The organism is Halomonas halophila (genome assembly GCF_030406665.1).
Taxonomy (GTDB): Bacteria; Pseudomonadota; Gammaproteobacteria; order Pseudomonadales; family Halomonadaceae; genus Halomonas; species Halomonas halophila.
Genome location: NZ_CP129121.1, coordinates 341,387 through 361,249 on the forward strand (window position 1 = coordinate 341,387; position 19,863 = coordinate 361,249).

Annotated in this window: 20 protein-coding genes; 10 read left to right on the forward strand and 10 right to left on the reverse strand. The window is 69.2% G+C overall.

Annotated elements, in window-relative coordinates; all coding sequences use genetic code 11:
- Positions 1 to 4: 4 nt before the first annotated feature.
- Complete coding sequence (locus QWG60_RS01505) at positions 5 to 517, forward strand: hypothetical protein (RefSeq protein WP_046078116.1); 513 nt, start codon at positions 5 to 7, stop codon at positions 515 to 517.
- A gap of 128 nt (positions 518 to 645) precedes the next feature.
- Positions 646 to 1,353: an NYN domain-containing protein gene (locus QWG60_RS01510; protein ID WP_222593866.1), complete on the forward strand. Its 708-nt coding sequence runs from the start codon at positions 646 to 648 to the stop codon at positions 1,351 to 1,353.
- 96 nt (positions 1,354 to 1,449) lie between these two features.
- Here the strand turns inward: QWG60_RS01510 and QWG60_RS01515 are convergent, their stop codons facing one another.
- Positions 1,450 to 2,478 (reverse strand): Fe(3+) ABC transporter substrate-binding protein, encoded by a 1,029-nt coding sequence (locus QWG60_RS01515; RefSeq protein ID WP_046078115.1) that lies wholly within the window; start codon positions 2,476 to 2,478, stop codon positions 1,450 to 1,452.
- Between the two features lie 186 nt (positions 2,479 to 2,664).
- Between QWG60_RS01515 and QWG60_RS01520 the strand changes: the two genes are divergently transcribed.
- Positions 2,665 to 3,792, forward strand: coding sequence for an ABC transporter ATP-binding protein (locus tag QWG60_RS01520; protein WP_146908936.1), 1,128 nt, complete (start codon positions 2,665 to 2,667; stop codon positions 3,790 to 3,792).
- Here QWG60_RS01520 and QWG60_RS01525 read toward each other — a convergent pair.
- The 4 genes from QWG60_RS01525 to dctP all read right to left on the reverse strand — a co-directional run bounded on the left by QWG60_RS01525 (position 3,742) and on the right by dctP (position 8,659).
- On the reverse strand, positions 3,742 to 5,454 hold the full coding sequence (locus tag QWG60_RS01525) for an ABC transporter permease (RefSeq protein ID WP_107181437.1): 1,713 nt from the start codon (positions 5,452 to 5,454) through the stop codon (positions 3,742 to 3,744). The genes QWG60_RS01520 and QWG60_RS01525 overlap by 51 nt on opposite strands.
- 170 nt (positions 5,455 to 5,624) lie before the next feature.
- Entirely contained in the window at positions 5,625 to 6,953 is a 1,329-nt protein-coding gene (locus QWG60_RS01530) for a TRAP transporter large permease (protein ID WP_035594767.1), read from the reverse strand.
- Positions 6,950 to 7,468 carry a TRAP transporter small permease subunit gene (locus QWG60_RS01535; RefSeq protein WP_035594771.1) on the reverse strand — a complete coding sequence of 173 codons (519 nt, stop codon included), beginning with the start codon at positions 7,466 to 7,468 and terminating at the stop codon, positions 6,950 to 6,952. The genes QWG60_RS01530 and QWG60_RS01535 overlap by 4 nt, the downstream gene beginning before the upstream one ends.
- An 84-nt stretch (positions 7,469 to 7,552) precedes the next feature.
- Entirely contained in the window at positions 7,553 to 8,659 is a 1,107-nt protein-coding gene (gene dctP, locus QWG60_RS01540) for a TRAP transporter substrate-binding protein DctP (protein ID WP_046078112.1), read from the reverse strand.
- A gap of 318 nt (positions 8,660 to 8,977) precedes the next feature.
- Between dctP and QWG60_RS01545 the strand changes: the two genes are divergently transcribed.
- Together QWG60_RS01545 and QWG60_RS01550 are read left to right on the forward strand one after the other, a co-directional pair.
- Positions 8,978 to 11,188: a tRNA(Met) cytidine acetyltransferase TmcA gene (locus tag QWG60_RS01545; protein WP_146908938.1), complete on the forward strand. Its 2,211-nt coding sequence runs from the start codon at positions 8,978 to 8,980 to the stop codon at positions 11,186 to 11,188.
- 32 nt (positions 11,189 to 11,220) lie between these two features.
- Positions 11,221 to 12,675: an aminoacyl-histidine dipeptidase gene (locus QWG60_RS01550; protein WP_146908940.1), complete on the forward strand. Its 1,455-nt coding sequence runs from the start codon at positions 11,221 to 11,223 to the stop codon at positions 12,673 to 12,675.
- Between the two features lie 148 nt (positions 12,676 to 12,823).
- Here the strand turns inward: QWG60_RS01550 and QWG60_RS01555 are convergent, their stop codons facing one another.
- Positions 12,824 to 13,213 (reverse strand): hypothetical protein, encoded by a 390-nt coding sequence (locus QWG60_RS01555; RefSeq protein ID WP_146908942.1) that lies wholly within the window; start codon positions 13,211 to 13,213, stop codon positions 12,824 to 12,826.
- A gap of 103 nt (positions 13,214 to 13,316) precedes the next feature.
- On the opposite strand from QWG60_RS01555, the gene rmuC reads away from it, so the two are divergent.
- A complete protein-coding gene (rmuC, locus tag QWG60_RS01560; protein WP_107181442.1) occupies positions 13,317 to 14,753 on the forward strand; it encodes a DNA recombination protein RmuC in 1,437 nt (478 codons plus the stop codon).
- A gap of 69 nt (positions 14,754 to 14,822) precedes the next feature.
- Here the strand turns inward: rmuC and QWG60_RS01565 are convergent, their stop codons facing one another.
- The gene (locus QWG60_RS01565; RefSeq protein WP_035599316.1) at positions 14,823 to 15,296 is read right to left on the reverse strand and encodes a Dps family protein; all 474 of its coding nucleotides are present in this window, start codon (positions 15,294 to 15,296) and stop codon (positions 14,823 to 14,825) included.
- A 182-nt stretch (positions 15,297 to 15,478) separates the two neighbouring features.
- Here QWG60_RS01565 and QWG60_RS01570 point away from each other — a divergent pair, with 182 nt between their 5' ends.
- Positions 15,479 to 16,006: a hypothetical protein gene (locus QWG60_RS01570; protein ID WP_046078107.1), complete on the forward strand. Its 528-nt coding sequence runs from the start codon at positions 15,479 to 15,481 to the stop codon at positions 16,004 to 16,006.
- Positions 16,003 to 16,410 carry a hypothetical protein gene (locus QWG60_RS01575; protein WP_052719270.1) on the forward strand — a complete coding sequence of 136 codons (408 nt, stop codon included), beginning with the start codon at positions 16,003 to 16,005 and terminating at the stop codon, positions 16,408 to 16,410. The genes QWG60_RS01570 and QWG60_RS01575 overlap by 4 nt, the downstream gene beginning before the upstream one ends.
- Before the next feature lie 10 nt (positions 16,411 to 16,420).
- Here the strand turns inward: QWG60_RS01575 and QWG60_RS01580 are convergent, their stop codons facing one another.
- Positions 16,421 to 16,852, reverse strand: a complete 432-nt coding sequence (locus tag QWG60_RS01580; protein ID WP_146908944.1) for an HIT domain-containing protein — start codon at positions 16,850 to 16,852, stop codon at positions 16,421 to 16,423.
- Positions 16,853 to 16,954: 102 nt separating this feature from the next.
- On the opposite strand from QWG60_RS01580, the gene QWG60_RS01585 reads away from it, so the two are divergent.
- Both QWG60_RS01585 and QWG60_RS01590 read left to right on the forward strand, forming a co-directional pair.
- Complete coding sequence (locus tag QWG60_RS01585; RefSeq protein WP_107181443.1) at positions 16,955 to 17,701, forward strand: sulfite exporter TauE/SafE family protein; 747 nt, start codon at positions 16,955 to 16,957, stop codon at positions 17,699 to 17,701.
- Positions 17,702 to 17,780: 79 nt separating this feature from the next.
- The gene (locus tag QWG60_RS01590) at positions 17,781 to 17,912 is read left to right on the forward strand and encodes an entericidin A/B family lipoprotein (RefSeq protein ID WP_035599326.1); all 132 of its coding nucleotides are present in this window, start codon (positions 17,781 to 17,783) and stop codon (positions 17,910 to 17,912) included.
- Between the two features lie 4 nt (positions 17,913 to 17,916).
- Here QWG60_RS01590 and QWG60_RS01595 read toward each other — a convergent pair whose 3' ends face one another.
- Entirely contained in the window at positions 17,917 to 18,420 is a 504-nt protein-coding gene (locus QWG60_RS01595; RefSeq protein ID WP_046078104.1) for an acyl-CoA thioesterase, read from the reverse strand.
- A gap of 102 nt (positions 18,421 to 18,522) precedes the next feature.
- Entirely contained in the window at positions 18,523 to 19,833 is a 1,311-nt protein-coding gene (locus QWG60_RS01600; RefSeq protein WP_046078103.1) for a short-chain fatty acid transporter, read from the reverse strand.
- Positions 19,834 to 19,863: the final 30 nt, after the last annotated feature.

Sequence of the window (19,863 nt, forward strand, 5' to 3'; positions counted from 1 at the left end):
AGTGATGCGAAGGATCATGATGCCATGGTTGCTGGGCGCGGGCGTGGCCCTGCTGTCCGGTTGCGCGAGCCAGGCCACCGAGCAGACGGCGGCGGAGCGCTTCGACTGCACCGCCCTGAACCAGGCGATCACGAGTGCGGAGACGGGCTTCGAGGACATCAAGGGGCGCCTGGAGACCACCGATCTGACCCGCACCTGGCAGACCGACACCCAGGCGTTTCATGACGCCTGCGTGATCACCTCGGCCCGCCGGCCCGACCACTACCTGTGCTTCGGCCCGCTGGCGACCGACGACCCGCGCGGCGCGCTGGTGGCCGGCGGCGAGGCCCTCGGCCGGTGCCTGGGGGAAAGCTGGCAGTCCGAGCGCACCGCGCCGGACCGACTCGCGTTCACCCGCCAGGGCCGCGAGCCCGTGGTGGTGCTCGAGAGCTTCCTCAACGACCGCGGACGCCGCATGGGCACCCTGGGCGTGTACCAGAACGCCGCGGACGCCGCGCCCCGGCCGGGCGAGGAGTGAGGTGTGCTGAGGGCTTGACGGTAGACTGGATGGCCATATACTAAGCGTGAATAGTGCCCGCGAGGCCTAACTGGCAACCTTATCCGCCAGAGCAGCCTCGCGGGCTTTCTTGTATTCGGACCCCAGAGATGACGATGAAGACGGCCATTCTGATTGATGGTGGTTTCTTCGTGAGGCGCTATCAGGCTATCAAGGCGCGAGTCGCACCGGACGAGAACATCACGGCTGAGACCTTGGCGCGTGATATCTCAGCGTCGGCCTTCCGATGGATTCGTAAAGCCAATCCCCATGGTTATCGACAGCGAGAGCTGTACCGGATCTTTTTCTATGATTGTGCCCCTGAGCGGCATAACGCAGGGCCGCACCCTCTCACGGGCGAGATCGTTCGGGTCGAGGACACGATCGATTTCGCCTTTCGAGAGGCCTTGCATGAGCAGCTGCGGCGTCAGCGCAAGGTGGCGCTCCGCCTTGGCGAGCTTCATGTTAAAAACGGGGATTGGACCCTATCCAAGGATGCGATTCGCCGTCTTCGTGCCGGGGCGACGCTGGACGAGCTGGAGCCTGCGAGCATTTTCTACAAGGTCAAGCAGGCCGGCGTGGACATGAGAATCGGCCTTGATATCGCATCGATCTCTCAGCAGGGGCAGGTAGACCAGATCATACTCGTTGCCGGAGACTCGGACTTTGTTCCTGCCGCCAAGATGGCGCGTCGCAATGGCATCGATTTTATACTCGACCCCATGTGGAATCCTATTCGTCCAGACTTGAACGAGCATATCGACGGCATCTGCTCGGTGATGCCGAATCCCAAGGGAGACGGCCGAGAGAGAAGGTGAGTATCAGGCATGATGCAAAGAGCCCGAGTTCATGACTCGGGCTCTTTGCCGGGGAGGGCGATCAGGCACTCGATAAATGCTGTGCCAGCCCAGTGCTTACCGCCAGCCGACGCGATCGAAGATACGCACCGCCTGCGGATTGTTCTCGCCCAGCACGCTGACGTTCAGGTCGTCGGTCTTGACGTCGCCCCAGGAGGCCAGCACCTCGTCGACCGGCTCGCCCTCGACCGCCGGGAACTCGTGGTTGCCGGTGGAGAAGATCGCCTGGGCGGTGTCGGAGGCCAGGAACTCCAGGAAGCGCACGGCGTTTTCCGGGTGCGGGGCATCCTTGACCATGCCGGCGCCGCCGACGTTGATGTGAGCGCCACGGTCGTCCTGGTTGGGGAACAGGATCTGGAGCTTCTCGGCGGCCTCGCGGGTGGCGTCGTCGTCGGAGGTCAGCATGCGCACGTAGTAGTAGTGGTTGGCCACCGCCACGTCGCACTCGCCGCTGGCCACGCCCAGCAGCTGGTCGGTGTCGCCGCCCTCGGGGTCGCGGGCCATGTTGTCGACCACGCCCTGGGCCCACTGCTCGGCGCCTTCCTCGCCGTGGTGGGCGATCATCGAAGCCAGCAGCGACTGGTTGTAGATGTTGTTCGAGGAGCGGATGCAGATCTCGCCCTCGAAGCGCGAATCGGCCAGGTCCTCGTAGCTCGAGAGCTCGTCGGCGCCGACGGCCTCCGGGTTGTAGAAGATCGCGCGCACGCGCTGGCTGAAGCCGAACCACTTGCCCTCGGGGTGGTGCATGTTGGCGGGCAGGCGCTCGTCGAGCAGTTCGGAGTCGACGCTGGCGAAGATGTCTTCCTGCTCGGCGCGCCACAGGCGGCCGGCGTCCACGGTCATCATCACGTCGGCGGGGCTGGCCTGGCCCTCGCGCTTGATGCGCTGGATCAGCTGGTCGGAGCCGCCCTCGAGCACGTTGACCTCGATGCCGGTCGCCTCGGTGAAGGCGTCGTAGAGGTCCTGGTCGGAATCGTAGTGGCGGGCCGAGTAGACGTTCACCTCGTCGGCGACGGCGGGGGCGGCGAAGGCCGCACCGGCCATCAGAGCGGCGAGGGGCATGACGAGACGACGGGACTGTGACATCGGAGACCTCATGGTCGGGGAAGTCGGTATCGACTTCGAATGATAATAGGTTGTATTAGTCTTGCCATTGAAGCGCCTGGTCGCCGTGGCGTCAACCGGCATCGCGGCGCCGATAAATGGCGACGAAAAGACGAAGGTTTCGCGTTACCATGAAGGCCCTGTCACGTCAGCGCCCGGTGCTTGCCCATGACCAGCCACGCTCAGCTTTCCCCCGCCGCCGCGCCGGAACAGGCCCCGGCCCCGGTGCTCGCCATGCACAACATTCGCCACGCCTACGGCCACCACCTGGCGGTGGAGGACGTAGGCCTGGAGGTGCGTCCCGGCGAGGTGGTCTGTCTTCTGGGGCCCTCCGGCTGCGGCAAGACCACGCTGCTGCGCATCGTCGCCGGGCTCGAGGTGCTCCAGCAGGGGCGGGTCGACCTCGACGGCCGGCCGATCGGGCGCCCCGGCCAGGCCCACCTGCCGCCGGAGAAGCGCAACGTCGGCCTGGCGTTCCAGGATTCGGCGCTGTTCCCGCATCTCTCGGTGTTGCAGAACGTCGGCTTCGGCCTCGAGTCGCTGCCGGCCAAGGAGCGCCGCAAGCGTGCCCTTGAGCTGCTCGACCAGCTGGGCATGGGACGCTTCGCCGAGAGCTACCCGCACATGCTGTCCGGCGGCCAGCAGCAGCGCGTGGCCCTGGCCCGGGCGCTGGCGCCGGCGCCGCGACTGATGCTGCTCGACGAGCCGTTCTCGAGCCTGGACGCCCGGCTGCGCGATCGCATCCGCGACGACACCCTGCACGTGCTCAAGAAGGTCGGCGCCGGCGCCCTGCTGGTGACCCACGACCCGGAGGAGGCGATGTTCATGGCCGATCGCATCGCGCTGATGCGCGACGGCCACATCGTCCAGATGGGCACCCCCCGGGAGCTCTACTGCGCCCCGGTCGATCCCTTCGTGGTGACCTTCTTCGGCGAGGTCAATGAGCTCGAGGGCATGGTGCGCGACGGTCGCGTCGACACCCCGGTGGGTGAGGTGATGGCCCATGGCCTGGAGGAGGGCGCCCGGGCGCGGGTGATGATCCGCCCTGAGGCGCTGCGCGTGGTAGCCCTGGAAGAGCCGCCGGCGGATCACCACAGCCACGTGATCATGGCCAAGCTGTTGGGCCGCACCAGCCTGCTGCACATCTGCGCCCACGGCGGCGGCAGCGAGTCGCATCTGCACGCCCGGGTTCCCGGCGTGTTCCTGCCCGAGGAGGGCCAGCCGGTCACGATCCGGCTGGATCCGTCACAGGTGTTCGTCTTTCCCGCCACTGCCCCCGCCGCTGCCGGGGCGTGAGCCGCGCATCGCCAGGCTGAGCAGGATCACCGGAATGATGCCCACCGCGACGATGGTCAGCGAGGCAGTGGAGGCCTCGGCCAGGCGCTCGTCGGCGGCCAGGTTGTGGGCCCGTACCGCCAGGGTGTCGAAGTCGAAGGGGCGCAGGATGATGGTCGCCGGCAGCTCCTTCATCACGTCGACGAACACCAGGATGCCGGCGGCCAGCAGGCTGCCGCGCATGATCGGCGTGTGCACGCGGCGCAGGGTGCCGCCGGCGGTCTGTCCCAGGGTGCGGGCGGCCGCGTCCATGCTCGGCGTGACCTTGCCGAGGCTCGCCTCCAGGGCGTTGAACGACACCGCCAGGAAGCGCACCACGTAGGCGTAGATCAGGATGAAGGCCGAACCGCTGAAGATCAGCCCGGCCATCACCCCGTAGTGCTCGCGCAGGAAGCCGTTCAGGGTGTCGTCCAGCCAGGCGAAGGGGATCAGGATGCCCACCGCCACCACCGAGCCGGGCACCGCATAGCCCATCGCCGCCACCCGGGTGGCGGTGCGCGTCAGCGGCCCCGGATTCAGCCGCGCGCCGTAGCTCAGCACCAGCGCCAGCCCCACCGCGACCAGCGCCGCCACGGCCGCCAGCAGCAGGCTGTTGCCGGCGAATTCCAGGAACCGGGCGCCGAACAGCGAGTCCCCGCCCTTGATCGACAGGTAGCCCAGCAGGCCGCTGGGAATCAGGAAGCCGACCAGCACCGGCGCCAGGCAGGCCAGGGTGGCGGCGGCGGCGCGCAGGCCGCCGAGCCGGAACTCCGGCAGCTGTTGGTAGCGGCCGGTGGTGTGGAAGTAGCGGCGCTTGCCCCGCGAGGCGCGCTCGAGCAGCACGAAGCAGATCACGAAGGCCAGCAGGCAGGCCGCCAGCTGGGCGGCGGCGACCTGCTCGCCCATGCCGAACCAGGTGCGGTAGATGCCGGTGGTGAAGGTATCGACGCCGAAGTACTGTACCGCGCCGAACTCGTTGAGGGTCTCCATCAGCGCCAGTGACACGCCGCCGACGATGGCCGGGCGCGCCAGCGGGATGGCGATGCTGGTGAACAGCCGCCAGGGGCCGCGGCCCAGGGTGCGGCCGACGTCGAGCACGCACACCGACTGCTCGAGGAAGCTGGCCCGGGCCAGCATGTAGACGTAGGGGTAGAGCACCAGGGTGATCAGGGTCGCCGCGCCGCCCAGCGAGCGGATGTCGGGGAACCAGTAGTCGCCGCGCTCCCAGCCGAAGGTCTCGCGCAGGGCGCTCTGCAGCGGCCCGGCGTACTGCAGGAAGTCGGTGTAGGCGTAGGCGATCACGTAGGTCGGCACCGCCAGCGGCAGCAGCAGGGCCCACTCGAACAGCTTGCGCCCGGGGAAGCGGCACATCACCACCAGCCAGGCGGTACCGGTGCCGATCACGAAGGTGCCGAGCCCCACCGTGATGACCAGGAAGAGCGTGTTGGCCAGGTAGCGGCCGAGCACGGTGCTGGCCAGGTGCTGCCACACGTCACCGGCGGGCATCACGATATGCGCCAGCACGGTGAGCACCGGCAGTGCCACCACGGCGGCGATGAGCAGGGTCAGAACGCTCCATGCATCGAGGCGCCATCTGGACCGCGGGGCAGCCGAGGCGGGTCGATGGCTGAGGGGGCTGGACAACGCAGGATCTCCTTCCGGTGGGCCGTCACCGGCCAGATGCGAGTGGCTGGCGGGTGAAAGATAGTATCAGCTGCTCGGCGGGGTCGCAGCCAGACGGACGGTCCCGCGACGCCCCCGGAGGGCCGGGCGTCGCGGGTGGGTCGGGCGAGGAGGGGGCGTCGGCTGCCGGGCTAGTAGCCCAGCCACAGCGAGGGCAGCCCGGTCACCAGGGCCGGGAAGACCGCCATCAGCACGCAGGCCAGCAGGATCAGCGCGCAGAACGGAATCACCGCCTTGTACAGGTCCAGGGTCTGGATCTCCGGCGGCGCCACGCCCTTGAGGTAGAACAGCGCATAGCCGAACGGCGGGGTGAGGAAGGAGGTCTGCAGCACCACCGCCACCATCACCACGAACCACAGGGTGTCGACGCCCATGGCCTCGATGATCGGCAGCATGATCGGGAAGCTCAGCAGCACGATGCCGGTCCAGTCGAGGAACATGCCCAGCACGAACACCAGCAGGAACATCAGGATCAGCGCGCCGGTGGTGCCGCCGGGCATCGCCAGCACCAGCTCGCTGATCACGTCCATGCCGCCGCCGATCGAGAACACCCCGGTGAAGGCGGTGGCGCCGACCAGCACGAACATCACCATGGTGGTGGTCTTGCCGGCCTCGATGAAGGTGCGATAGCAGGTCGAGACCTTGCGGTCGCCGAAGATCAGGAACAGCACGAAGGCCAGGGTCACGCCGATCGCCGAGGCCTCGGTGGCGGTGGCGATGCCGGTGAACAGCGCGCCCAGCACGCCGAGGATCAGGCTCATCGGCGGCAGCACGTACTTGCCGAGGCGCACCACCAGCTCGCCGGTGGAGAGATCGGCACGCTCCTCGGCGGCCACCGGCGGGCCATAGCTTGGCTTGATGAAGCACACCAGCAGCACGTAGCCGGCGTACAGGGTGCCCAGCAGCAGGCCCGGCACCAGGGCGCCGGCGAACAGCGCACCCACCGAGACCGGCGAGTAGCTGGCCATCAGGATCAGCATGATGCTCGGCGGAATCAGAATGCCCAGGCAGCCGCTGGCCATGATCACGCCGGCCGACAGGCCCTTGTGATAGCCGTACTTGAGCATCGGCGCCAGGGCGATCAGCCCCATCACCGCGATCGAGGCGCCGACGATGCCGGTGGTGGCGGCCAGCAGCACCGAGACGATGACCACGGTCAGCGCCAAGCCGCCGCGCACCCGGCCGAGCAGCAGGCGCATGCTCTCGAACATTCGCTCGGTGACGCCGGAGTCGTTGAGGAAGCGCGCCATGAGGATGAACAGCGGGATGGCCACCAGCACGTAATTGTCCATGGCCCGGCCGTAGATGTTGTTGATGATGATGCCGAGCACCTGGGGGCCGGGGCCGAACCAGGCGCCGAGCACCGCGGTGCCGCCCAGCACGAAGGCCAGCGGATGACCCATGAACAGCCCTACCAGCAGGCCGCCGAACATGAACAGGGTGAGCATTTCCGGGCTCATGAGGCGTCCTCCGATGACGACGGGCCGGCGGTCAGCTCGCCGACGGCACGGATCACGATGGCGATGGCCTGCAGCAGCACCAGCACGCCGGCGATGACCAGCACCGCCTTCACCGGGTAGACCGGGATCGAGACGATGCCGTAGGTGGATTCACCGCGGCTCCAGGAGCGCTCGAAGAAGCGCCAGCTGTAGGTGATGAGCATCAGGATGAAGGGGGTGAAGAACAGCAGGTAGCCGAGCAGCTCGATCAGTGCCCGGCCGCGCCGCGAGAGCAGTCGCTTGAGCACGTCCACCTCGACGTGGGCGTGATGCTTGAGACCGTAGGCGGCCATCAGCATGAAGTGGCTGCCGAACAGCATGGTGGTGACATCGAAGGCCCAGTCGCTGGGCCGGCCGAAGAAGAAGCGCATGGCGATGTCGTAGACCACCACGATGGTAATGATCGCGATCAGCGGGGCGATCAGGCGACCGAAGCCCTCGTTGAGGGCGTCGATGGCCCGGGCGATGGCATGCATCCGGAGAGCCTCCTCGAATAACGTATAAAGCCGGCGGCCTCGAGAGTGCCGCCGGCCGGACAGGGGAATCGGGCCGTGAACCGCTTACGGGTTCATGCAGGCCTCGATGTCCTCGAGGGAGGGCAGGTTGTCGGTGACCCGGCTCATGTTGAAGGGCACCGAGACGTCCCGCCACTGGGCGTAGTCCTGCATGTAGCTGATCATCGAGTGGTAGACCTTGGCGTGCATCGGGTCCTCGCAGGCGCCCTGCACGATCACCTCGTTGGTGATGTCCTGGATCGTCGCCAGGTCTTCCTCGGAGAGCTGGTTGATGGTGGTGCCGTCCTCGAGGAACTGGGCGGTGCCCTCGGTGGACTGCTTCTCGGACCAGGCCAGCGACCAGGCCATGGTCGCCTCGGCGGCGATCTTCAGGGTCTCCTGGGTCTCCTCGGAGAGCGCGTCCCAGGCGTCCTGGTTGATCATCACGCCGAACACGCTGGCCGACTGGTGCCAGCCCGGCGTCATCCAGTAGTCGGCGACCTCGGAGAAACCGGCCTTGTAGTCCACGCCCGGGGTCGAGAACTCGGCGCCGTCGACCACGCCGCGCTCGATGGCCTGGTAGATCTCGCCGCCGGCCAGGGTGACCTGGGAGCCGCCGAGCTGCTCCAGCACCCGGCCCTGGTCGCGGCCCGAGAGGCGCAGGCGCTTGCCTTCCAGGTCGGCGAGGCTCTCGATCGGCGTGCCGCCGCGGAAGCCGGACTCGTTGTTGGTGATGCCGTAGGGCAGATAGACCATGTTGTACTGGCCGTAGACCTCCTGATAGAGATCGAAGCCGCCCCACTGGTTGATCCAGTTCAGGTAGTCCACGCCGTTGAACAGGCTGGTGGTGGTGGCCAGGGGCGAGAAGGCCGGGCTGCGACCCGCCCAGTAGCCCGGCCAGTCGCCGGCGGCCTGGATGCTGCCGGTCTCGGTGGCATCGAACACCTCGGTGCCGGGCATCAGGGTGCCGCCGGCGTAGAACTCGATCTTCAGCTCGTCGCCGGCCAGGTGGTTGACCAGCTCTGCCCAGTGGCGGTCGATCTGGATCAGATCGAGGTTGTCCGGCCAGGTGGTGGTCATGGTCCAGGATTCCTGGGCCTGGGCGGTGCTGGTCAGGCCGGCCAGGGCGATGCCGGCAGCCAAGCCGGTCAGGGCGAAACGCGTCGGCTTCATGGCGATACTCTCCCGAAAGCTTGTTCTGGTTGTGGGGATGATGCGGTGCAAAAAACACGGTCGCCCGCCGGTGAGGGGCTCGGCGTGGCGACCCTGGAAACAAGCTAGCATGGGGCGCAGGGAGCGCGAGAAGGCCTCCAAACGTCGAAGTGGCGGCCGCGCGGGTCGGCAGTGTTGTCCTTCTGGTCAGGAAAAATCCTTGATTTTCAGGTGTATAAAACAAGGGTATGGCCGGTATGCTGCATCGCCGAAGGGGCGCCGGGCGTTGAAAGGGCGTCACCCGCTTAGACCAAAGTTCAGCGATTGAAGAGACTACTGATGGAAGCTTCCGTGCCCGCCGAGCTGCTGGCCTGTCAGCTCTGCCTGGGCGAACGCCGCTGGCGGGGCCTGGTGTGGCTGTCCGGTGAGGTCGAGGATGTGCGTGCCCGGGGACTGGCGCTCTGGCATGCCCTCGGCGTCAAAGCGCCACTGTGGGTCGGCCCCGAGCCGCCTGCCGGGCTCGAAGCCGCGGCCTGGCTGCCCGCCGCCAAGGCGCGGAACCGGCTCGGCGGCGAGCACGACCTGATCGTCTTCGACGCGTTGTCGCCCGGGGCCGGCTTCGACCCCGACGCCTTCGGCGCGCTCTCGGGCACCCTGCGCGCCGGTGGGCTGCTGGTGCTGCTGACCCCCGACGACTGGGGCGCGCGCCCCGACGCCGACTACGCCCGGCTCGCCGCCCACCCGCATGCGGCCGAGGCGCTCTCGGCGCACTATCTGGCGCGTCTCGCCCGCCTGCTGGAGGCGTCGCCGCGGACGATCCGCTGGCCCGCCCAGGGCGTGCCGATGCTGCCCGACTGGCCCGAGGCGTCGCCGTCCGGACCGGCAGCCGAGCCGGCGCCCGACGATGGCGACTGCCTGACCGCCGATCAGGCCGAGGCGGTGGCGCGGCTGGTCCGGCTACGCCGGCGCCGGCCGCTGGTGCTCACCGCCGACCGTGGTCGCGGCAAGACGGCGGCGCTCGGCATCGCCTGCGCCCGGCTGCTGGCGAAGGCGCAGCAAGACGGCGCCGAGATCGAGATCCTCGTCACCGCGCCGCGCCCCGCGGCGGTGGCCGGGCTGTTCGAGCGTCTCGCCGCGCTGTGCCCCGAGGGCCGGCGCCAGGGGAACCGCTTCGAGGATGCCGGCGGCCGCGTGACCTTCCTCGCGCCGGACGAGCTCAGCGCCCGCGTCGCGCGCGGCGAGGCCGGCGGCGCCGGCACCTGGCTGCTGGTCGACGAGGCCGCGGCGATGCCGGCAGGGCTGCTCGGGCAGTGGCTGTCGGCCTTCCCGCGCATCGCCTTCGCCACCACTGTGCACGGCTACGAAGGCGCCGGACGCGGCTTCGCGCTGCGCTTCCGCGCGCGGCTGGAGCGCCTGACGCCGGAGTGGCGGGAGTATCACCTGTCCGCGCCGATCCGCTGGGCCGAGGACGACCCGCTGGAGGCGTTGACCTCGAGGCTGCTGATGCTCGACGCCGAGCCGGTCGCGCCCGATGACATCGGATCGAAGGCCACGGCCGCCTGGCGGGTCGAGTCGCCGGAGGCGCTGGCCCATGACGAGCCGCGCCTGCGGACGCTGTTCGGGTTGCTGGTGCAGGCCCACTACCGCACCACGCCGAGCGATCTGCGCCACCTGCTGGACGGTCCGGACACCCGGGTCGTCACCCTGGGCGATGCCGCCGGCCCCGCGGCCGTGGCGGTGGTGGCCGACGAGGGCGGCTTCGACGCTGCCCTGGCCGAGCGGGTGGCGCGGGGCGAGCGCCGCCCGCGCGGGCACCTGATGGCCCAGTCGCTGGCCGCCCACGCCGGCTCGCGGGAGGCGCTGACCGGTCGCCTGCGACGGGTGCAGCGCATCGCCGTGCATCCGGCCGCGCGTCGCCGGGGCCTGGGACGCGAACTGCTGACGCGGGAGCGAGAGGCGGCCGGTGAAGCGGGCGTCGCCCTGCTGGGGGCGAGCTTCGGCGCCGAGCCGGGGCTGCTCGCCTTCTGGCGCGCCCAGGGCTTTCGCACGGTGCGCCTCGGCCTGACCCGCGAGGCGGCCACCGGCGAGCACGCGGTGATGGTGGTCGCGCCGGCGGGCGAGGGCGGCGAGGCCCTGGCCGAGCGGCTGGCGAGCCATTTCCAAGCCCTGCTGCCGTCGCTGCTGGCCTTCGAGCTGAAGGCGCTCGACCCGGCGGTGGCGCTGGCGCTGCTGGCCGAGGGCGAGCCCCGGCCACTCGATGACGCCGCGCGCCGCGACCTCGAGGACGTGGCCCACGGCCACCGCGACCCGGCGCTGGTGCGGCCCGCGATTCAGGCGCTGATCCGCCTTGTCGCCGCCCGCGAAGGCACCGTCGAGGCGGACGCCGACCTCACGGCGCTCGCCGCCTGGGCCTTCCAGGGCCGCGACACGGCCTGGCTGGCCGCACGGCTGGGGCTCGCCGGCGGCAAGGCGGTGGACGCCTGGCGCCGCCAGCAGGTGGCGCGCCGGCTGGCCGGGCCGACGCTTTCCTCGGGCCGGGGCGAGGGGTAGAGTGCCCGGGTCAACGTCGATACAGAAGCACCATGAACGCACATCTCGAGCAGCTCTCGCCGCAGCCCCTGTGGCGCCACTTCCGCACCCTGTGCAACACGCCGCGCCCCTCCGGCCACGAGGCCGCGCTGGTGGCCCTCCTCGAGGCCTGGGCCGACCAGCGCGGCCTGGCCCACGACCGCGACGCCTACGGCAACCTGCGCCTGCGCAAGCCGGCCAGCCCTGGTCATGAAGGCGCGCCGGGCATCGTGCTGCAGGGCCATCTGGACATGGTCGCCCAGGCCAACGCCGATCATCCCCACGACTTCACCCGCGACCCCATCGATACCTTTGTGGAGGATGGCTGGCTGCACGCCCGCCACACCACCCTGGGCGCCGACAACGGCCTCGGCGTGGCGGCGGCGCTGGCGGTCCTCGAGGATGACACCCTGACCCACGGCCCGCTGGAGGCGCTGTTCACCCTCGAGGAGGAGTCCTCCATGGGCGGCGCGCTGAACCTGGCCGAGGACTGGCTGGACGGCCGGCTGCTGCTCAACCTGGACTCCGAGGATCGCGGTCAGGTCTACATCGGCTGCGCCGGCGGGGCCGACGTGATGGTCGACGCCCAGCTGCCGACCTCGGCGCTGCGCGACGAGGAAGTCGCGGTGCGGTTGTCCCTCACCGGTCTGCGCGGCGGCCACTCCGGCATCGACATCGACAAGGGCCGCGGCAACGCCAACCGCCTGCTGATGCGGGTGCTGCGCGACCTGGAGTCGCTCGACGCGCGGCTGGTCGACTATCGCGGCGGTACCCTGCGCAACGCCCTGCCGAGGGAGGCCTTCGCCACCCTGGCGCTGCCCGTCGACGCCGTCGAGGCCGCCCGCGAGCGGCTGCCGACCCTGGAGGCCCGGCTGCGCGACGAGCTGGCCGGCGCCGACGACGGCCTGGCGCTGGCGCTCGAGCGCGTGTCGGCCCCCGAGGGCGAGGCGCTCACCCGTGATGCCAGCCGGCTGCTGGTGGCCGCGCTGCACGCCGCGCCCTGCGGCGTCGAGCGCATGAGCGTGACCGTGCCCGGGGTGGTGGAGACCTCCAACAACCTGGGCGTGGTGTCGCTGGAGGCGGGTCGCTTCCATCTCTGCGCCCTGGTGCGTTCGCTGCGTGACAGCGCGGTCGAGGATCTGGCCGACCGCTTCCGCGCGCTGTTCGACCTGATCGGCGCCCGCACCCGGGTCGAGAACGCCTATCCGGGCTGGACGCCGGACCCCGATAGCCCGCTGCTGGCCCGCTTCCGCGCGCTGCATGCCGCGCGGCTGGACGTCGACCCCCAGGTCAAGGTGATCCACGCCGGCCTGGAGTGCGGCATCCTCGGCGCCAAGTACCCGGACATGTCGATGATCTCCTTCGGCCCGCTGATCCGCGGCGCCCACTCGCCGGACGAGCGGGTCGAGCTGGCCTCGGTGGAGGAGTTCTGGGGTTTGCTGCGAGCGCTGATAGAAGACCTGGCGTAGAAAGTGGCTGCGCTCGGCTATACGGCGTTAAAAATCAGCTCAGAATGCTCATTTACGGCTCGTAAACTCGCGCGCGAGCCCGGTCCGCTTCTTCGCTGCTTTTTGCCTTGTCTAGCCTTCGCTCGCCGACTTTCTCGAGGTTCGAGTGTCAAGGTCGCTGGTGAGAGTTGGCGTTTGGTTCGATAAACCAGTGCGATTTGCCGACCCGGTCGCGATCGATGCGTCGGGGGCCGTGGGGGTGTCGTGGCCGGGGATCGTGCGGGCGCCAGCGGTCGTCGAGGTCGATCCGCGGCTCGACGATGATCAGCGGCGTCGCGCTATCGTGTCGCCGGGGCTCGGTCTCTCGCGGATGGGTGCGATAGCGGCCCGGCGTCTCCCGATCGTCCGGGCCGTTGCCGTAGTAGGCGGGCCCGTGCTGATGCGTCTCGCCGGTGCCGTAGACCACGGGCCCGTGGCGGATGTCGTCCGCCATGGCCGGCGATGGCAGCGCGAGCGGCAGCAGGAGCGAGGCGAGCAGGGCGGTCGTCGGGCGGCGCATCGAAGCCTCCTCGGCGGGTGAGCGGTGTTCCCAGTATAGTGACGGCGATATCGCCGCGCGGGAGCGTGCGGCGTTCGCGACGGGCGTGATCAGGGAGGGCAGCATGCTCGATGAGATGACGGGAACCGGCGGTGGCGTGATGATCGCCCTCGGCGCGCTGGCGCTGCTGGCCGTGGGCTGGGGCATTGCCCAGCGGCGCCGGCTGGCCGAAACGTGCCGCGAGCGGGATGAGGCGCGCCGCGAGCTGTCCGAGACGCGCGACGAACTGGCCGAGCGCCGGAACGCCGCCGCCCGGCTGGAGCAGGAGCTGACCCAGAGCGACGCCCAGCTCGACGGCTGCCGCGAGCGGCTGGAGAGCCTCGAGGCAGAACTCGGCGAGGCCCGCGACCGGCTGGCCGAACAGCGCGAGCGCTCGGCTCGGCTGGAGGCGGAGCGCGAACAGACGGCGCTCCGCCATCGCGAGCAGCTGGCGCTGCTGGAGGAGGCCCGGGAGCGGCTCAAGGACGAGTTCCACCAGCTCGCCGGCAAGGTCTTCGAGGAGCGTCAGCAGGCCTACAGCGCCCAGAGTCGCGAGAGCCTGGAGGCCTTGCTCCAGCCGTTCCGCGAGCAGGTCGAGCAGTTCCGCCAGCGGGTCGAGACGCTGCACGGCCAGGAGCAGCGCGAGCGCGGCTCGCTCAAGGCCCAGCTCGACCAGCTGGCCGGGCTCAACGCCCGACTCGGTGACGAGGCGGCCACGCTTGCCCGGGCGCTCAAGGGCGATCAGAAGGCCCAGGGCAACTGGGGCGAGCTGATCCTCGAGACGGTGCTGGAGCGCAGCGGCCTGCGCCGCGACGTCGAATACCGTCGCGAGGTGTCGATCGACGGCGAGGCCGGCCGGCAGCGTCCCGATGCCGTCATCTACCTGCCCGAGTCGCGCCATCTGATCGTCGACGCCAAGGTCTCGCTGGTGGCCTGGAACCGGGTGGTCAACGCCGAGGGCGAGGCCGAGCGCGAGGCGGCCATGGGCGATCACCTGCGCTCGCTGCGCGCCCACGTGCGCGGGCTCGCCGCCAAGGACTATCCCGCCCTGCCGGGGCTGCACTCGCCGGACTTCGTGTTCCTGTTCGTGGCGGTGGAACCGGCCTTCGCGGCGGCCTTCGAGCGCGACCCGACGCTGTTCCAGGAGGCCTTCGACCGCCAGGTGGTGATGGTCACGCCGACCACGCTGCTGGCCAGCCTGCGCACCGTGGCCGGGCTGTGGAGCCTGGAGCGCCAGAACGAGAACGCGCGGCTGATCGGCGAGCGCGCCGAGCGGCTGCTGACCAAGTTCTCCGGCCTGGTGGAGAGCCTGCAGGAGGTGGGGCGCCATCTTGAGCGCGCCGGTGACAGCCATCGCCGCGCGGTCAACCGGCTCTCCGAGGGCCAGGGCAGCCTGGTGGCCCAGGCCCGCGAGCTGGAGCGGCTGGGCGTGCGCATGAAGAAGCCGCTGCCCGACGAGCTGGTGCGTGCCGCCGAGGGCGAAGCGTCGGGCGCCGCCGCGTCGGGCGACGAACCGTCCTGACTCTTTCCCGACCAACGCAAGACGCCGCCCCGAGGGGCGGCGTCATCTGGTGCTGGTGCGTTTTCAGGCTCAACCGAGATAGGCGTTGAGCATCCAGACGGTTTTCTCCTGCTCGCGGATGTAGTCGCCGACCTGGGCCGCGGTGCCCTCGTCGTCGGCATCGGAGGCCAGCGAGAGGATCTCGCGCTGCAGCTCGAGCATCTGCTGGTAGCCCTGAACCACGCCGCGCACGCAGGCCTGGCCGTCGTGAACGTTCTTGTCTTCCTCGATGCTGGCGATCTTGAAGTAGTCGCTGTAGGCGTGCACCGGGGTATGGCCCAGGGTCAGGATGCGCTCGGCGACTTCGTCGACCTTGGTCAGCAGGTCGGTGTAGAGCTCCTCGAACTTCTCGTGCAGCTGGAAGAACTGCTGGCCCTTCACGTTCCAGTGGTAGCCGCGCACGTTCATGTAGAAGATCTGATAGTTGGCCAGCAGGACGTTGAGTCGCTCGGCGAGCTGGCTGGCGCTGCCTTCGTGCAGGCCGATGCTGTTGGTGTCGCTCATGTAGATGCCTCCTTGATCTCTGTACTGCCGATGTAGGCGAGCAGTGTATGCGAGCAGAGCATGGGGGATAAGCTAATTGACTGCATCGCCATCATAGCCCTGTTCCATGACATCGAGGCGTCGTCGCCGTCTTTCAAGGGGGCGCGCTGCTAGACTCCAGGCAGATCTAGGAGAAATCGCGCATGTGGCGTCCATTGGGAATCATCCTGCTCGCGGGGCTGGCCGGCTGTCAGGCGCTGCCATCACAGCTGCCGGTGGCCGAGCCGCCGCCCGCCGAGGCGTGCCACTGGCCGCGCGGCGACGACGTGCCGCCGATCACCCTGGCTGGCGCGGTGGCGGCGCTGGAGGACGACGACTTCCTGATCCGCCACACCGAGACGACGCTGGGGCTGGTCAGCGCCGAGCGCTCCCGGCGTACCTTCTTCCACGGCGCCCCCGAGCCGGACATCTTCCTGCTGGGCGCGTCCCGCGGCGCCGTCGGCCACGGGGTGCTGATCGGCGGCGGCGTGGGCTTCGGCCTGCTCGACGACGAGGCCACCGAGATCGAGCGGGTCTCGGTGGCGATCGGCGAGCGGACGGTGCGGGTGAGCCGGGATATCCGCCTGTTCGACTGGCGGGGCGAGCTGCGCCGCTCGCGCACCGCCAGCGACGACGGCTTCTGCCGCGAGCTGCGCGAGGCGATGCGCCGTCGGTCGGAGGAGGCCTCATGAGACGTTCGGGCGTGACACGGGCGGCGCTGCTGGCGCTTGGGCTGATACTGGGACCAGGGCTGGGGCTGGGAGGATGCGCGACGCCGCCGTCGCCGGCCGTGCCCGCCACCCGCACGCTCGCGGTGGCGCCGGCCTCGGTGCTGGAGGCCTCGCTGTCGATGCTGATGGAGCGCGGCTATGTGATTCGCCACGCCGACGCCGAACTGGGGCGCCTGGAGGCGGTGATCGCCCGCTGGCCCGGCTATCGCGTGCAGCTCGATATCGAGGCGGCCGACGGCGTGAACGGCGAGGCGAACGTTGGCCGGAGCCGGCTGGCGATGACCGCCTGGCGCGGCGGCCGGCCGCTGCCGCCGTCGCTGGTCGAGCCGCTGCTGACCGAGCTGAGCGTTCGCCTCGACCGCTAGCCTCTCTGACTTACGACCCGCGCAGGGTGTCGATGCCGTCGACGATCGCCAGCAGCCGGTCGCGCATCGCCGCCAGGCCGTCCAGATCGTAGGGTTCGGCCTGGCCCTGGCCCCAGACCGGCCCCGGCCAGGCGTCGTCGCCTTCCCGGCGCAGCACCACGTGCAGATGCAGCTGCGGCACCAGGTTGCCGAGGGTGGCGATGTTGAGCTTGTCGCCGCCGAGGGTCTCCTTGATGGCGCGACCGAGCAGGCCGGCCTCGCGCCACAGCTGCTGCTGATCGTCCTCGCTCATGTCGAATACCTCGACCACGCCGGTCCGGCGCGGAATCAGCACCAGCCAGGGGTAGCGGGTGTCGTCCATCAGCCGCAGCTGGCACAGCGGCAGCTCGGTGAGCGGGAGGCTGTCCTCGATCAGGCGGGGATCCAGCGTGACGTCCGTCATGGGGGCTCCTGGTGGCATCCTGGGGGCGTGATGGCGCTATGATGGCACAGCGCGGCGCCCGGCGATGCCCCGGGCGCGTCACCGACCGGAAAGGATGCCATCATGACGCCACTCGAGCTCCTGGCCCTGTTCGCCATCGGCGGGCTGGCCGGCTTCATCAACGTGCTGTCGGCGGGGGGCTCGATGCTGACCCTGCCGCTGCTGATCTTCCTGGGGTTGCCGCCCCAGGCCGCCAACGGCACCAACCGGGTGTCGGTCGCCCTGCAGAGCGTGTCGGCGGTGGCCAACTTCTTCCGCGCCGGCGCCCATCACCTGGGCCTGAGCCTGCGCCTGGCGGTGCCGGCGATGCTCGGCGCCCTGCTCGGGGCTCGCCTGGCGCTGGACGTGAGCGACGCCCTGTTCGAGACCGTACTGGTGGTGGTCATGGCGCTGTCGGCGCTGCTGATGCTGCTGCCGCAGCCGAAGCTCGAGACCCGGCCGCTGACGCCGGAGCGGCTCACGCCGGCGATCTATCTGGCGATGTTCGCCATCGGTCTCTACGGCGGCTTCATCCAGGTCGGGGTGGGTATCCTGTTCATCGTGGTGCTCTACCGCTTGCTGAAGATCGACCTGGCCCAGGTGAACGTCTTCAAGGTGCTGATCGTGCTGGTCTACACCCTGCCGGCACTGGCCGTGTTCGTGTTCGAGGGCCAGGTGCGCTGGGGCTACGGCCTGGCGCTGGCCGCCGGCAGCATGACCGGCGCCTGGCTGGCGGTGAAGGTCAACATGAGCCCCAGGGGGGCGCTGTGGGTGAAGTGGCTGACCGTGGCGGTGATCGTGGCGATCATGCTGCGGCTGCTGTTGACCTGATGGGGCTGGCTCAACGCGCCGGGTTTGCTAGATTGAATCGGCACAGGCAGTTCTCATGAACCCATACTCAGGAGCTCATATGAAACGGACTCTTCTGCTGTCGATCGCCGCGCTCTTCACCCTGTCCCTGCTCGCCGGCTGCAACACCGTGCGCGGCGTGGGCCAGGACATCGAGCAGGGTGGCGAGGCGATCCAGGAAACCTCCTACTGAAGCTTCATCCGGCGCCGTGTTCGACCTGGGCACGGCGCTCCTCTTCCTCGGCCTGCTTGCGCCGTTGCTTGCGCATCTCGGCCTTCTCGAAACGCAGCCGCTGGGTATCGGTCTCGAGGGCCAGCTCCGGTACCCGGGCCGGCTTGCCGTGCTCGTCCACCGCCACCATGGTCAGGTAACAGCTGTTGGTGTGGCGGATCAGCTTGTTCTGGATGTCCTCGGCGACCACCTTGATGCCGATCTCCATGGAGGAGCGGCCCACGTGATTGACGCTGGCGAGGAAGGTCACTAGCTCGCCGACGTGGATCGGCTGCTTGAACAGCACCTGGTCCACCGACAGGGTCACCACGTAGTGCCCGGAGAAGCGGCTGGCGCAGGCGTAGGCCACCTCGTCGAGCTTCTTGAGGATGGCGCCGCCGTGCACCTTGCCGCTGAAGTTGGCCATGTCGGGGGTCATCAGCACGGTCATGGTCAGCTCGTGCTGGCCGGAAAGGGCGTGTTCGTCCATCGAGAGGGGATCCTTGGGTCTATTTTCCCCACAGCATAACGCCTTGCCCCCGCAATGGGGACAAGGCGTTCCTGGTTGCCATTGTTTAAAAGAGAGCGCTGGTTACAACCAGGTCAGGCCGACGGCGATGATGATGCCGGTCAGCAGCAGCTGGACCAGGCAGAAGCCCATGATGTCCTTGGCCTTGAGGCCGGCGATGCCGAGCACCGGCAGGGCCCAGAACGGCTGCAGCAGGTTGGTCCAGGCGTCGCCCCAGGCCACGGCCATGGCGACCCGCGGCACGTCGACGCCCAGCGCCTCGGCGGCCGGCAGCATCACCGGCGCCTGCACGGCCCACTGGCCGCCGCCGGAGGGCACGAAGATGTTGACGATGCCGGCGCTGATGAAGGTCCAGAACGGCAATGTGGTCTCGGTGGCCAGCGAGACCAGCGCCTGGGACAGCGTCTCGGCCAGCCCCGACTGCACCATGATCGCCATGATGCCGGCGTAGAAGGGGAACTGGATGACGATGCCGGCGCCACCCTTGATCGCCTCCTGCAGGCTCTCGAGCAGGCTGCGCGGGGTGCGGTGCAGCACGATGGCCAGGAACAGGAACAGGAAGTTGACCACGTTGAGGTTGAGCCCGCCGCCCTGCAGCACGAAGTGGTCGACCAGGAACAGGAGCCCGGGGATGCCGACCAGCCAGGCCAGGGTCATGCTGTTCTCGAGGCGTTCCGCCGGGCGGGTGATGCGCACGCGCCGCTCCTCGTCGTCCTCGAGCAGGCTCGGGTCGATGAACACGCTGTCCTTCTCGTCGGGCAGCATCAGGCGGTTGAACAGCGGTACGGCGACGAACAGCGCCACCACGATGGCCAGGTTGAACAGCGAGAAGATGGTTTCGGAGGTACCGATCACGCCGATCTGCTCGACGCTGAAGTGGCCCTCGGTGGCGATGGTCAGCGGCACCGAGCCGGCCAGGCCGCCGTGCCAGACGATGAAGCCCGAGTAGGCGCTGGCCACCAGCAGCCGGTAGTCGACGCGGATCTGCTTGGCGAGCTCCTTGGCGAACAGCGCGCCGACCACCAGGCCGAAGCCCCAGTTGATCCAGCTCGCCGCCAGCGACACCAGGGTGACCAGTACGATCGCCGCGCCGGCGTTGTTGGCCAGGCCGGCGAGGCGCCGCAGCAGGCGTTTCACGGGCGGCGAGCTGGCCAGCATGTAGCCGGTGACCAGCACCAGCAGCATCTGCATCGAGAAGGTCAGCAGGTTCCAGAAGCCGTCGCCCCAGAAGCGCAGCACCGCCAGCGGCGTCTGGCGTTCCACGGCGATGGCCGCCGCCGCGGCGATCACGGTCAGCAGCAGCACGAAGATATAAGGGTCGGGCAGGTAGCGTTCGACCAGCTTCACGGCCGGACGCGAGATTACCTTCAGCATGGAGACATCCCTTTTCGCTGGTGAAGAGCC